Origin of the sequence: Streptomyces sp. P9-A2, assembly GCF_036634175.1 — a bacterium.
Classification (GTDB): Bacteria; Actinomycetota; Actinomycetes; order Streptomycetales; family Streptomycetaceae; genus Streptomyces; species Streptomyces pratens.
Genome location: NZ_JAZIFX010000001.1, coordinates 7,787,146 through 7,800,034 on the forward strand (window position 1 = coordinate 7,787,146; position 12,889 = coordinate 7,800,034).

The window sequence follows — 12,889 nt, forward strand, 5'->3', positions numbered from 1 at the left end:
CGGGACCGGGTCAGGCGGTGGCGGGGGCGGTCTGGGTTTGCGCGGCGGTGAGGGCGGTGTTGTAGCGGCGCAGCAGGAGCAGGGCGGTGGCGGCGAGGCCGGTGAGGAGGCCGAGCCAGATACCAAGGGTGTCCAGGCCCAGCGTGTAGGCGAAGAGCCAGGCGGCGGGCAGCCCGATGATCCAGTAGCCGATGAGGGTGATGCGGAAGCCGCTCTTGGTGTCGTCGAGGCCGCGCAGGAGGCCGACGCCGATGTTCTGCGTGCAGTCGAAGAACTGCAGGAACGCGGTGACGACCAGCAGTTGAGTGGCGATGGTGAGGGCTTGGTCGGAGCCGGTGTCGAGGAACGGCGCCAGGATGAGGCGGGGCACGGTGAAGTACACGATGCCGACCACGGTCATGACGGCGCCGGCGCAGGCGAGCGCGGTGTTCTTGATGCGGCGGGCGTCGTCGTGGTTGCCGAGGGCGAGTTCGCGGCTGACGTTGATGGACGCGGCGTGGGAGAGGCCGACGGCGACCTGGAAGACGATGTAGACGAGTTGGTTGACGGCGGTGTGCGCGGCGAGGGCGTCGGGGCCGAAGGAGCCGGCCATCAGGGCGGTGACGGAGAAGAATCCGGCTTCGGAGCCGTAGGTGGCGGCGATGGGGACGCCGAGGCCGATCAGCCGTTTGATGGTGGCGGCGTCGGCGCGGGTGATGTGGAAGCCGAGGTACGGGGCGAGCTCCTTGTCCTTCTTCGCGGCGAGGTAGAGGGCGAGGAAGGACAGCAGGTAGACGGTGGAGGTGGCGATGCCGACGCCGGTGAGGCCGAGGCGGGGCAGGCCGAAGGTTCCGTGGATCAGCGCCCAGTTGAGGGCGGCGTTGACGGCGATGGAGATGAGGGTGATCTGTAGGAGGGCCTGGGGGCGGCGCATGCCGACGGTGAACTGGCGCACGGCCTGGAACCAGAGGCAGGGCAGCAGGCCGGGGGCGAGGGCATAGATCATCGTCCGTGTGAGATCGACGACGGCGGCGTCCTGACCGAGCCAGGTCAGCAGCTGCCCGATGACGATCATGATGAGGGCGCCGACGATGCCGGCCAGGGTGGCGACGGCCAGGCTGGCGCGGACGATGGCCCGGACCTCGTGGTGTGCTGCCTCCTCCTCCGCGCTCTTGCCGTCGTCGCTTCCGGCGCCGGTGGTGGCGGTTTCGGCGCGGGCGGCCGCCGCGGCGATCTGGTTGCCGACGGAGGTGACCAGGCCGACGCCCATGGTGCGGATCTGGTTGAAGATGACGATGGCGAGGCCGCCGGCGGCGAGTTCGGTGGTACCGAGCAGGCCCATCATCACAGTGTCGGTGGTCGTCAGGGCGACCTGCGCGAGCTGGGTGAGGATGAGCGGGACGGCGAGCGTGGCGAGGGCGCGGCTGTCGCGGAGGAGGGTGGTCAGCATGGGTGGTTACCGGTTCCTGCGGAGCTTGGTGAGGTGTTCGTCGACGTCGCGTTCGGTCTCGGGGCTGAGGAGGTTGCGCTCGGCCATCCAGCCGTCGTTGAAGAGGGTGTCCATGTACTTCTCGCCGCCGTCGTTGATGAAGGCGACCATGACCGTATCGGGTGCCAGTTCGGGCAGGCGGGCGAGGGCCTCGTGGACGACGCCGCCGGCGGATCCGCCGATGAGCAGGCCGCAGTGGCGGGCGACGGCGCGGGCGGTGGCGAAGGCTTCGACGTCGCCGACCTTGGCGCCTTCGTCGATGAGGTTGTAGTCGACGAGCAGGCCGATGGTGGCGCCTTCGGGGGTGCCGGTGCCGGACTGGTAGTAGTCGTGGGCGGGCGGGCCGAACGCGATGGACCCCTTGGGTTCGACGCCGATCACCGACAGGTGGGGGACGGTCTTCTTCAGCTCGCGGGCGGTGCCGCACAGGCCGCCTCCGGTGCCGACGGCGCCGATGAGGACGTGGACCTGGTGGTCGAGGGCCTGGGCGATCTCGCGGCCGACGTCGTAGTAGCCGACCGCGTTGCTGGGGTTGTTGTGCTGTTCGGTGAAGAAGGTGTTGTCCTGATCCCGGGCCATGTCCTCGGCGAGTTCTTCGCGGGCCGCGGTGTGGAGTTCGTCGCCGTCGCCGCCTTCGTCGACATAGACGAGTTCGGTGCCCATGGCTTTCATGCCGCGGAGCTTGTCGACGGCGGCGTGGTTGTCGACGACGGCGGTGAAGCGGTAGCCGCGCTCGGCGGCGACGACCGCGAGGCCCAGGCCTGTGTTGCCGGAGGTGGACTCGATGATGTGGCCGCCGTCGCGGAGCCGGCCGCGCTGCTCGGCGTCGTCGATCATCTGGCGGGCCATGCGGATCTTGGCACTGCCGGTGGGGTTGAACATCTCCAGCTTCAGCAGGAGGCGGGCCCCGTTGTCGGCGCGGGCCAGTTCGAACAGCGGGGTGTAGCCGATGAGGTCGGATATCCGGCTGACGACCGGCGGTCGGGTGAGGGCGTCGGACATGGCGAGCGACTCCATGGATGGCTGGGGTGGGCGGGGCGGGGGTGTCAGCGGTCGAGGCGCCAGCGGGGCCGACCGGTGTCGTCGGGGTGGTCGATGACGACCTTCGGCGGCAGCGGCAGCTCGTGGAAGGGCGACTCGTTGGAGTCCATCTGGTAGCCGGCGGTATTCGGGTAGACGAGCAGGTCGCCGATGGCAGGCTGCGCGGGAAAAGCGATCTTGCGCCAGGTGAGCAGGTCGGAATCGAGGCAGCTGGCCCCGGCGACGCAGGCCCGGTACGAGGCGTGGTCCGCGGGAAGCGGCCGGGCGGACAGCAGCTGGGGGTCGGGGAGGTATTCGCTGTTGAACCACTGCTCCGAGAGGCTCAGGCTGGTGCCGTCGACGGTGACGATGCCGTACCCGTCGCGGTCCTTGACACCCTGCACGGTGAACACGGAGGCACCGGCTTCGTCGAGCAGGGCCCGGCCGGGCTCCAGCAGCAGCATGACCCCGGCCTCGCGCAGTCGCTCGGACAGGGCGGGGCCTGCTCCGTAGGGGCTGGCGGCGAGGACGGCGGCCAAGGCGTCGGCTCCGGCGACGGGCGAGTGGTAGGGGTAGAAGTCGGCGGCCGTGAACGTCTTGCCGGCGTGGTAGTCGCCGGGCTGGTGCCGCTCGAGGAAGGTCTTCCACGCGTCGGCGGGGACGTAGTCGACGGCGAAGCCGCCGCCGATGCTGATCCGGTCGGCCTGCAATCCCAGAACCCGCGCCTTGAGGCAGAGTTCGACGAGGTCGCCGGCGAGGTCGGTGCGTTGCTGGGTGTCGTAACCGGACAGGTGGAAGCTGAAGCCTTCCATGCGGACCTGGTCGCCGGCTTCGGCGCAGTCGTGCATCGCCTCGTCCAGATCCACCGGGCTGAGTCCGAAGCGGCTGTTGGGCTGGGCCGGGGGGTGGACGCGCAGCAGGACTCTGGGGGGCCGGGGCCCGCCGAGGGCGAGGACGCGGTCGAGTTCGTCGAGGGCGTCGACCGCGACGAGGGCTCCCTGCTGGGCGGCGACCCGCAGCAGCGCGTCGGCCTTCGCGGGCCCGGTCACCACCAGATCCTCACCGCGCACCCCGCGGCCGAGGGCCTCACGGACCTCACCCAGGGAGGCCACGTCGACACCGGCGCCCGCGGTGGCGCAGCGGTCGATGAAGACACCGGCCTTATTGGCCTTCTTGGCGTAGTAGACGCGTCCTTCGACCCTTGCTCCGGCCAGCGCACTGCGGAAGGCGGCCAGGTTGGTGTCGAAGCGCTCGGGGAGCAGGTAGTGGAACGGTCCGCCCAGGCCGTAGGTCAGTTCGTGGAGCAGCCCGCTGGTGTGAAGCCGTGTGGCGAGCGGATCGGGGTGGGCGGGCAGACTCAGCGCCACAGGGCCACCTCGGTTCCGAGCTTCTGCTCGGCGGCGAGCTGGGCGAAGCGGTGGCCGAGAGCGATGTCGGTGACGACCAGGCCGCTGTTGTAGGCGAAGACGCGCTGCTCGGGGGCGGTGCGGGCCTTGGAGAGGCCGGAGATGATGACGGGCAGTTCCAGGTCGACGGCGGGGAGGTTGCCGTCGGCGTCGGCCATGTCGGTGCCGGTCACACGCATTTGGGCTTCGCTGGTGGCGATGATGCGGTCGGCGCGGTGCAGGGTGGAGGGGGCCAGGCCGTGGCCGACGAGGATGGCGGTCGCGCCGGGCTTGAGCCAGCCTGCTTCGACGGCGGCGGGGGTGTGGTCGCCGGCGGTGGCGATGATGATGTCGGCGTCGCGGGCGGCCGAGGGGAGGTCGGTGACCAGCTCCACTTCCCGGTCGGGGCAGTGGCGGGCGAGTTCGTTGCGGACGGCGGCTATGCCGTCAGGGTGGGTGCCCGACAGCAGCAGCCGCTTCAGCTTCGGCAGGGTGGTCAGCAGGAACGGCAGCGCGAGGCGGCCCTGGGTTCCGGTGCCGATCACCAGGGCGGTGGTCGCGTCGGGGGCGGCGCATTCGCGGGCCAGGAGCGCGGAGACGGCCGGGGTGCGCAGGGATCCAATGCGTGAGCAGTCCATCATCGCCACGGGCAGGCCGGTGACGTCGTCGTAGATGCTCAGCGTCGTGTAATAGTGCTGCTGGTCGCGGGTTTCGTGCAGGCCGTGCTTGTAGGACGTCTTGATCGCGACGACGTTGCGCACTCCGTCCCGGCCGAGCATGGCGTACGAGACTGAGTGGCCGTCGGCGGGCTTGACGGTGAGCTTGCGCGGGTTGTCCGACCGGCCGGCAGCGAGGGTGCGGTAAGCCTGCTCAACCGTGTCGACGACATCGGCCAGGGAGATGTCCAGGCCGGCGAGGTCGCTGGTGGACAGTACGCGCAGGGTGGTGTCGTCCCGGTCCATGAGAGCCCTTTCGAAGTGGGTGATGATGTGGGAGTGGAACTGGAGGTCAGTCGGTCCAGGCGGTGAGGGCGGCCTGGCCGTAGCCGTGTTCGTCGTGCTCGGCGAGCGGGCGGGTGGGGCGGCCTTCGACGCGGACGGAGGCGCGCTTGAGCCAGCGGTCGGTGCCGTCGTAGCGGGCCTTGAACGGGACGCGGCCGTGAACGACCATGTCGTTGTCGACGACCAGGACGTCCCCGGGCTCCAGGCTCACCGCGACCGAGACGCGGGCCAGTTCAGCCTCCAGACGCCCGTACGCTTCCCGCCACTGCTGATCCGCCTCGTCCATCGAGGTGTAGGCGGGGTCGAAGCGCATGGTCAGGCCCTCGGCGCTGTCGAAGAGGGTCGGGACGGGCGCGGGCGGGCCGGCGAACTGCTGGGCCTGCTCGTAGGCGTCGTCGGGCAGGATTGGCACGACGGTCCGCTTGAGCTGTGCGATGTCCTCCTTGGCGAGCTCGGTCAGGCGGATGCTGGCCGCGGTGGTGGCGATGTGGTCGTGGTTGCGCATGCAGGCGAGCAGGAGCAGGTGGGCGCGGCCGGGGTGGAAGGCGTCCTCGGTGTGCGGGGTGAGCAGCACGGAGCTGGAGGCACCGGTCTGTTCGCTCTCGTGTCCGGGCGAGGGCACGATGTTGTGCACGAACCGGCCGTCCTGCTGACCGTCCCAGGCGATCGGGGTGCCCATCAGCGCCGAGACGAGTAGCAGGACCACGTCCCACACCGCGCCGGCGTCGGCAACCGTCGACCAGTGGCCGGGGGTGGGGCCGAGTTCGGTGTCATCCAGGTGCAGGCCGCGCAGGACGAACAGTCCGTCGGCGGTGTCCACGGGCCGCAGCACGTGCCGCACCTCGTCGCCGAGCTGGGCGCAGGCGTCGGGGAGCGCCTTGAGGAGTTCAGGCGATGTGGCGGAGCCGTGTTCGGCGAGCAGCTTGGCCGCAATGGTGGTCAGCTCGGTTGCGGTGGCAGCGGTAAGAGGGCGTACCGGGGCAGGGCAGGTGGGCACGGTGGCACCTTCCAGGCAGGGCGAAGCGAGTGCAGGCATGCGGCATCGCCGCACCGGCTCGAAAGCGGCGGGGGGAACGCGAAAAGTGGTCGGGTCCGGGCGGGTCGGGGCGCTGCCGGACACCAGGAACGTAGCCCCACCGCTGGAGTAAGGCAACCCTAACCGCTGCGATTGACTACATCGACGTAGTCTAATTTTCACCACCCGCGAGCTCTGCTGATACTGCGTCAAAAACATTATTGAGCAGCGTTTTTGACGCCCCGTCCATCCTCGCGGGAGGTCACTGCGGCCGGGTGGGACGGCTTGCGGAGTCTGGCCGAGTTCGGTTAGGTAAGCCTAAGCAACGTCAAGTGCGGACCTGAGACGAGGACAGACGTGGGCGTCACCAGACGACAGCTGCTGTGGGCCGGAACCGGCATCGGAGTAGCCGGAATTCTCGCCGCCTGCAGCGGCGGCAGCGGGGATTCCAAGAACACCGCAGCCTCTGGTGCCGGCGCCGGCAAACCCCGCACCGGTGGCACCCTGCGCGTCGGCGCGCTGGGGCGGGCCAGCGCGATCACCCGTGACCCGCACGGCACCCAGGCCAACGAGAGCGACTACCTGGTCCTCGCCCTCGTCTTCGACACCCTGACCGTGCCCGGCGCCAAGACGAACACCGCCCCGCGACTGGCGGCTTCGTGGGAATCGTCGGCGGACCTGAAGACCTGGAAGTTCAAGATCGCCCAGGGGGCGGTGTTCCACGACGGAACTCCGGTCACCGCCGAGGACGTGGTGTGGTCGCTGAAACGGCTGCGCAACACCCCCTCCGGCGCGGCCCGTCTGCCCGGCATCCAGGCGGACAACATCAGCGCCGAGGGCACCGACACCGTCGTTCTCGTCTCCGACTACGCCAACGCCGAGTTCCCCCTGCTGACCCGGTTCGCCTCCTTCGTGATGAAGAAGGACACCAAGGACTCCGACCTGGACAAGGCACCCGGCACCGGCCCGTTCAAGCTGGACTGGTTCCGGGGCGGCAACGCCCGCCTGGTGCGCAACGACAAGTGGTACGGCGGCACCGTGCACCTCGACGCCATCGAGGTCACCATGTTCGAAACCCCGCAGGCGATGGCGAACGCGCTCCTCGCCGGGCAGATCGACCTCGCCTCCAACGCGGGCGCAGTCGCCGCCCGGACCGCCGAGGCCCGCAAGGACATCCAGGTGTTGCGGCGCCCGAACGACATGGCCATGCCGATCGTCATGTGCACCGCCAAGGGCAGCCCCTTCGAGGACGCACGGGTGCGTGAAGCGATGCGGCTGGTCGTGGACCGCGACGCGATGGTCAAGCAGGTCCTGTCCGGCTACGGCACCGTCGCCAACGACATCCTCGGCACCGGCGATCCCGCCTTCGCCAAGGACATCCCCCAGCGCAAGCGCGACCTCGCCAAGGCCCAGCAGCTCCTGGCCGACGCGGGCTTCGACCTGTCCAAGACCTACCAGCTGGTCACCACCGAGGACATCGCCGGTCTCGCCGATTCCGCGACGCTGTTCGCCAACCAGGCCCGCGAGGCCGGCATCAAGGTCGAGGTCGTCAAGCAGGAGTCCGGCGCGTTCTGGGACAAGACCTGGAAGACCGGCGACTTCTACACCACCTACTGGGGCACCAACGACTCGGTGGTCTTCTTCGCCTCCAAGACGATGGCCAGCGAAGCCGGCCAGAACGAGGCCGGATGGAACGACCCCGGATTCGACGCCGCCTACCGCAAGGCCATCGCCACCAGCGACCCGGCCCGGCGGTCCGCCGCGCTCAAGGAGCTCCAGCAGATCGAATACGAGCGCTCCGGCTACCTGCTGTGGGGCATGGCCGACGGCATCGACCTGGCCGCCGCGAAGGTGCAGAACCTGCCCAAGCTCGCCGGATACGGGCGCGTGCAGCTCGAAGGCGTGTGGCTGAGTTGAGCCAGACGGCCAAGACCGGCCCGGTGGCCGCCCCCGGCGAGGGGGCGGCCACCGCCTCGCGCCGGGCCGCGGCCCTCGCCCTGCGCTTGACGGGGACGGCCGGGCGGCGAGTCCTGATGCTGCTCGTCCTGCTCGCGCTGGTCTTCGCCGCGGTCGAGCTTCTGCCGGGGGACGCGGCCAGCGCGTCGGCCGAGCGTGGCGAGAGCGCGGCCGACCTCGCCGAACGCCGCCGCCTCCTCGGTCTGGACCGGCCGCTGTGGGAGCGGTTCGCCGACTGGATGACCGCGCTGCCCACCGGTGACCTCGGTACCTCCGCCCGCGGGCAGAAGGTCACCGAGCTCCTCGCCGACCCGCTGCCCAACACCCTCGTCCTCGCCCTGACCTCGTTCGTGATCACCGTGGTGCTGTCACTGCTGCTCGGCTGCTGGGCAGCAGCGCGCCCCGGCCGACTGGCCGACCGCCTCATCGGGCACGGCTCGACGGCCGCGTTCGCTGTGCCCGAGTTCGTGGTCTCGGCGGGGCTGCTGCTGGTGCTGTCCCTGTGGACGGGCTGGCTGCCGGCCGTCACGGTGACCGGCGGCGACGGCCGGCCCGCGACCTGGACCATGCTGATCATGCCGGTCCTCGCCCTGGTCATCCCGCAGACCGGCTGGAACACCCGCGTCGTGCGCGGCGCGTTGGCCGACCAGGCCGCCACCCCGCACGTGGAAGCCGCCCACCTGGACGGCCTGCCCCTCACTCGTGTTCTGGTGCGCCACCAGTTGCCCGGCGCGATCCCGGCCATCGCGACCGGCATCGCCACCTCCACCGGCATGCTCTTCGGCGGCGCAGTCGTCGTGGAGACACTGTTCAACTATCCCGGCATCGGAACCGTCCTGGCCGGAGCTGTCGCCGGACGCGACGCCCCGCTGATCGCCGGGGTCGTCATGTGCGCCGGCGCCGTCATCAGCCTCGTGCTCCTGGCCGCCGACCTCATCCGCCACGCCACCCTGGGAGCCCGCGCATGACCGCTGCCCTGCCTGTGGCCGCACCCCGGCTCCGGGCCGCCCGCCGGACGAAGACCGCCGCCCTGCTGGCACTGGCCGTCGTGTCGCTGCTGCTGGCGCTCATCGGGCCGCTGATCGCACCGCACACCATCGACACTCCCGTCACAGCCCCGTTTGCGACCCCGGGCGACGGCGCCGTGCTCGGCGGGGACCAACTGGGCCGCGACGTCCTCAGCCGCGTACTGCACGGCGGGGCCCTGCTCATCATGGGCGCCCTGCTGGTCGCGATCACCGTCACCCTGACTGCCACCGTGCTGGGCTGCATTGCCGTGCTGCGGCCGGCCCTGGGCCGCGTACTCGAACGCAGTGCGGACATTGCGATCCTCCTGCCGCCCTTGCTCGGCATCATGCTCATCGCGCTGGCCTGGCCCGGCGGGGGACGCTGGGCCGTGATCGCCGCCGCCATCGCCCTGGGCACCCCGTACGCCGTGCGGGTCGTCGCCGCCGCCGCGTCCCCCCTCGCGACGGCCGGCTACGTCGAAGCAGCCCTGGCCCGCGGCGAGTCCACCCTCTACGTAGCCCTGCGGGAGATCCTGCCCAACCTCCGCGCCACGGTCCTGACCCTGTTCGGGCTCCGGTTCGTCGAAGCCGTCTACGTCATCTCCATGGCCGGGTTCCTCCAGATCGGGCCCCAGCCACCAGCCTCGGACTGGTCGCTGATGGTCCGTGAGAACGCCTCCGGCATCCTCCTCAACCCCTGGGCCGTCATCGCGCCCAGCATCGCCATCGCCCTGCTGGCCATCACCGTCAACCTCGTCACCGTCTCCCTGGCCCCCGACACCGCGAAGGCAGCGACCCGCCGATGAGCTACCTCGCCCCCGTTTCCGCCCTCGCCCCCACGACCACGGACGCCTCCGCGCTCATCACCGTCACCGGCCTGGAGATATCCCTTCCCGACGGCCCCGTGCTCCTGCCCGCCACCACCGCCCAGATACACGCCGGGCAGGTCACTGCCCTCATGGGCTCATCCGGCTGCGGCAAGACCACCCTCCTGCGCGCCCTTGTCGGCCATCTTCCCCAGGCCGCCGCCGTCTCCGCAGGGACGCTTCGCGTCCTCGGCCACGCCCCGCACCAGCTCGCCCCCGACGAACTGCGTCGGTTGCGGCGCACATCCATTGCCTATGTCGGTCAGGACCCGGGCTCCGCCCTCAACCCCCGCATGACCGTGCGGCGCCTGGTCACCGAACTCGCCACCGACTCCGGCGAGGAAAACGTCGCCGCGCTGCTGGCCGAATGCCGTCTGCCCACCGACGCCGGCATCGCCGAACGCAGGCCCACCGCCCTGTCCGGCGGCCAGCAACGCCGCGTCGCCCTCGCACGCGCCCTCGCTCGCACCCCGAAGGTCCTCCTGCTGGACGAGCCGACCGCCGGACTCGACGCCACTTTGCGTGACGAGATCGCTCATCTGTTGCGCCACCTCGCCGCCAGCCGGAACCTCGCCGTGGTCGTCGCCACCCACGACCCCGACCTCGCCGCCGCTTGCGCGGACCACACCATTTACCTCACCTCCAAGACCACTCCCACACTCCGCACCGCCCCCGGCACTCTGCCCGACTCCGGCGCGCCCGGTGCTTCGGCCGATGACGGCATCGCGGCCAAGTCGATCGACGCCTACTTCCGCGACGGCCGCCGGCGTCGCCCCGTATTGACCGGTGCCGCGTTCACCGCGGCGCCCGGCTCGGCCACCGCCATCGTCGGCCCCTCCGGGTCCGGTAAGACCACCCTGCTGCGTGTCCTGGCCGGGCTCCACCCCACCCACACCGGGCAGCTCACCCTCGACGGCCGCCCGCTGGCCGCCGGCGTCCGGCGCCGCACCCGCGAACAGCAGCGCCGCATCCAGCTGGTGCCGCAGAACCCGCTCGCCGCACTCAACCCCCGCCACACCATCGGCCAGCAACTTGCCCGCCCCCTGCGTCTACACGCCGACCTGCCCAAGAACGCGCGCCCCGACCGCGTCGCCGAGCTCCTTACCCAGGTCGGCCTGACCACCGACCACGCCGACCGCTACCCGAGCGAACTGTCCGGCGGCCAGCGCCAGCGCGTCTCCATCGCCCGCGCACTCGCCGCCGACCCCGACATCCTGCTCTGCGACGAGATCACCTCCGCCCTCGACGGCGACACCGCCACCGGCATCATGGACCTCCTCACCTGCCTGCGCACCGAACACCACATGACCCTCATCGTGGTCTCTCACGAACACCACCTCGTCGCCCGCTACACCGACACCGTCCGCCTCCTCGACTCCGGCCGCATCACTGGCATCGGTCCCACCGCGAGGCTCCTGACCGCATAGACCAACAGCGAGCAGGCCGAGACCGCGGGCGCACCCGAACCGGCCTGAGGGTCTGTCGAACGAGCGGCTCTGACAAGATTTTCGTAGCCGTTGATCGCTCACCGGGATGGATCAGTTGAGCAGGATGCGGTGGCGGAGGAGGCCGAAGCCGGCCCGGAACGGTTCAGTGCTGATCGGAGCACCCGTTTGGTTCGCACATGTTGCTGCCGGTGCTCACCTACGGGTTGTTGAAGAAGACGGCCGCCGGCCGGCGCGTCACCGGGCTACGCCACAGCTCGGCGTCCGCCCCGGCACCCTGAAGGTGATCACACCCGTGGGTGCGGAACTCCCATGCCGAACGGCCGGTCCACGCCGAGGCAGTCGGCGATCCGTGCGACGCGGGTGGGGTATGCCGGCTGGCCCTACCGGCGCCCTCGGCCACCGGCCCTTCCGGGCTCGTCCTGCCCGACGGGCACGAGGAGGGTGAAGCCGGCCGGGCGGCGGCTGGTCAGGGAGAGTCTGCCGCCCAGGGACACGGCCAGGTCGTGGGCGAGGGCCAGGCCGATGCCCTCGCCCGCGCCATCGCCGGTGTGGCCGCGGTCGAAGAGCCGGGTCGTGTCGCCTTCCACTTCTCCCTCGTCGGTGACGTCGAAGGCGAGGGCGTCGTCGAGGTCCCGGACGGTGAGGCGGACCGTGCCGCGGCCATGGACGCGCGCGTTGTCCAGCAGGACGTCGAGGATCTCGGCGACGAGGGTTCCGGGTACGCGTACGTCATCCGGCGCGTCACGTCTCTCGCACTCCAGGCGCCTGCCGTCGCCGGCGAACAGCCCGTGCCAGCGTGCCTCGGTCTCCCGCAGCAGACGCGAGAGTTCGGTGTCCACGGGGGCGGGGCCCGGCAGGCCGCGGGAACGGGACAGCCGCAGCACCTCCTCCACTGTGCCGTGCAGCCGGCGAGTGGTGGCCAGCGCCTCCTCCAGGGCGGGACGCAGCCGGGCGTCGTCCTCCTGGGCGAGGCCTGCCTCCAGGGTGAGTTGGAGTCCGGTCAGCGGGGTGCGCAGCTGGTGGGAAGCGTTGGCGGTGAAGTCCCGCCCGTGTCACAGGAGTTCGGTCAGGCTGTGCAGCATCTCGTTGTGGGTGCGGGCCACCTGGTCGATCTCGGCGATGCTGCTGGGCGCGGCGCGTGCGCCGAGATCGCCGGCGGTGACGGCCCGGCTGTGGCGGGAGAGGTCCTCCAACGGCGCCGCCAGCAGGCGCGCCTGGCGGCGGGCGATCAGGACGGCCACGGTCAGGGCGAGCACGCAGGCTCCGGCGAGGACGGCCCACACGGCGAGGACGCGGTCGCGTACGGCATCGGCGGGCGAGGAGGCGCGTACGACGCCGATGATCTGCTCGGCGTGCGAGACCGGCACCACGACCACCAGGTCACCGCCCGAGCGAGCGCGCACCACCGTCGCGCCGAAGGCCTCCCGCACGGCCGCGTCACCGGTCCTCGGGCCGCTGCCCGCCCTGAGGCGCAGGTGGGTGTCGTACAGACCGAGGTGCCCTCCGGCCGGCGGCGCGGGCAGTTCCACCGGGTCGCCGGCCGTGTAGTCCGGACTGACGCGCACGGCACCCGACAGGGCTGCCCGCTCCAGGGTGTCGCGCTGGTCGGCGTACAACGACGACCTGATGGCCAGGGCCAGCGGGACGGCCAGGAGGACCACGGCGACCGGGGCGGCGGTGAGGGCGACTCGCACCACACGCTGTCTCATGCCTTCATCCTGCG

11 protein-coding genes and 1 pseudogene are annotated in these 12,889 nt (G+C 70.9%); 4 read left to right on the forward strand and 8 right to left on the reverse strand.

Features of this window, described 5'->3' with window-relative positions; all coding sequences use genetic code 11:
* Positions 1 to 10: 10 nt before the first annotated feature.
* Genes V4Y04_RS34840 through V4Y04_RS34860 form a run of 5 tightly spaced genes read right to left on the reverse strand, consistent with a single transcriptional unit; the run spans position 11 to position 5,871 of the window.
* Positions 11 to 1,429, reverse strand: coding sequence for an MATE family efflux transporter (locus V4Y04_RS34840; RefSeq protein WP_332432294.1), 1,419 nt, complete (start codon positions 1,427 to 1,429; stop codon positions 11 to 13).
* A 6-nt stretch (positions 1,430 to 1,435) separates the two neighbouring features.
* Positions 1,436 to 2,470 (reverse strand): cysteine synthase family protein, encoded by a 1,035-nt coding sequence (locus V4Y04_RS34845; protein WP_332432295.1) that lies wholly within the window; start codon positions 2,468 to 2,470, stop codon positions 1,436 to 1,438.
* 44 nt (positions 2,471 to 2,514) lie between these two features.
* Positions 2,515 to 3,855 (reverse strand): Y4yA family PLP-dependent enzyme, encoded by a 1,341-nt coding sequence (locus V4Y04_RS34850; RefSeq protein ID WP_332432296.1) that lies wholly within the window; start codon positions 3,853 to 3,855, stop codon positions 2,515 to 2,517.
* Positions 3,846 to 4,835 (reverse strand): ornithine cyclodeaminase family protein, encoded by a 990-nt coding sequence (locus V4Y04_RS34855; RefSeq protein ID WP_332432297.1) that lies wholly within the window; start codon positions 4,833 to 4,835, stop codon positions 3,846 to 3,848. Before V4Y04_RS34855 ends, V4Y04_RS34850 begins: the two co-directional genes overlap by 10 nt.
* Positions 4,836 to 4,881: 46 nt before the next feature.
* A complete protein-coding gene (locus V4Y04_RS34860; RefSeq protein WP_332432298.1) occupies positions 4,882 to 5,871 on the reverse strand; it encodes a TauD/TfdA family dioxygenase in 990 nt (329 codons plus the stop codon).
* Positions 5,872 to 6,246: 375 nt separating this feature from the next.
* On the opposite strand from V4Y04_RS34860, the gene V4Y04_RS34865 reads away from it, so the two are divergent.
* From V4Y04_RS34865 to V4Y04_RS34880, 4 genes are read left to right on the forward strand one after another with little or no spacing between them, the layout of a single operon-like run.
* Complete coding sequence (locus tag V4Y04_RS34865) at positions 6,247 to 7,806, forward strand: ABC transporter substrate-binding protein (RefSeq protein ID WP_332432299.1); 1,560 nt, start codon at positions 6,247 to 6,249, stop codon at positions 7,804 to 7,806.
* Positions 7,803 to 8,813, forward strand: coding sequence for an ABC transporter permease (locus V4Y04_RS34870; protein WP_332433112.1), 1,011 nt, complete (start codon positions 7,803 to 7,805; stop codon positions 8,811 to 8,813). Before V4Y04_RS34865 ends, V4Y04_RS34870 begins: the two co-directional genes overlap by 4 nt.
* Positions 8,810 to 9,658, forward strand: coding sequence for an ABC transporter permease (locus V4Y04_RS34875; protein ID WP_332432300.1), 849 nt, complete (start codon positions 8,810 to 8,812; stop codon positions 9,656 to 9,658). The genes V4Y04_RS34870 and V4Y04_RS34875 overlap by 4 nt, the downstream gene beginning before the upstream one ends.
* Positions 9,655 to 11,145, forward strand: coding sequence for an ABC transporter ATP-binding protein (locus V4Y04_RS34880; RefSeq protein WP_332432301.1), 1,491 nt, complete (start codon positions 9,655 to 9,657; stop codon positions 11,143 to 11,145). Before V4Y04_RS34875 ends, V4Y04_RS34880 begins: the two co-directional genes overlap by 4 nt.
* A gap of 401 nt (positions 11,146 to 11,546) precedes the next feature.
* Here V4Y04_RS34880 and V4Y04_RS34885 read toward each other — a convergent pair whose 3' ends face one another.
* The 3 genes and pseudogenes from V4Y04_RS34885 to V4Y04_RS34895 form a co-directional block, all read right to left on the reverse strand.
* Positions 11,547 to 12,059 carry a sensor histidine kinase gene (locus tag V4Y04_RS34885; RefSeq protein WP_332432302.1) on the reverse strand — a complete coding sequence of 171 codons (513 nt, stop codon included), beginning with the start codon at positions 12,057 to 12,059 and terminating at the stop codon, positions 11,547 to 11,549.
* Positions 12,042 to 12,200, reverse strand: a pseudogene (locus V4Y04_RS34890) (histidine kinase dimerization/phospho-acceptor domain-containing protein); the annotation flags it as partial. The pseudogene V4Y04_RS34890 and the gene V4Y04_RS34885, both read right to left, overlap by 18 nt.
* A gap of 18 nt (positions 12,201 to 12,218) precedes the next feature.
* Positions 12,219 to 12,875: a HAMP domain-containing protein gene (locus V4Y04_RS34895; protein ID WP_332432303.1), complete on the reverse strand. Its 657-nt coding sequence runs from the start codon at positions 12,873 to 12,875 to the stop codon at positions 12,219 to 12,221.
* Positions 12,876 to 12,889: the final 14 nt, after the last annotated feature.

Coding starts and splice junctions, on each gene's coding strand:
- V4Y04_RS34840 (WP_332432294.1), bottom strand. CDS start 1,429: ATGCTGACCACCCTCCTCCGCGACAGCCGCGCCCTCGCCACGCTCGCC.
- V4Y04_RS34845 (WP_332432295.1), bottom strand. CDS start 2,470: ATGTCCGACGCCCTCACCCGACCGCCGGTCGTCAGCCGGATATCCGAC.
- V4Y04_RS34855 (WP_332432297.1), bottom strand. CDS start 4,835: ATGGACCGGGACGACACCACCCTGCGCGTACTGTCCACCAGCGACCTC.
- V4Y04_RS34875 (WP_332432300.1), top strand. CDS start 8,810: ATGACCGCTGCCCTGCCTGTGGCCGCACCCCGGCTCCGGGCCGCCCGC.
- V4Y04_RS34880 (WP_332432301.1), top strand. CDS start 9,655: ATGAGCTACCTCGCCCCCGTTTCCGCCCTCGCCCCCACGACCACGGAC.
- V4Y04_RS34895 (WP_332432303.1), bottom strand. CDS start 12,875: ATGAGACAGCGTGTGGTGCGAGTCGCCCTCACCGCCGCCCCGGTCGCC.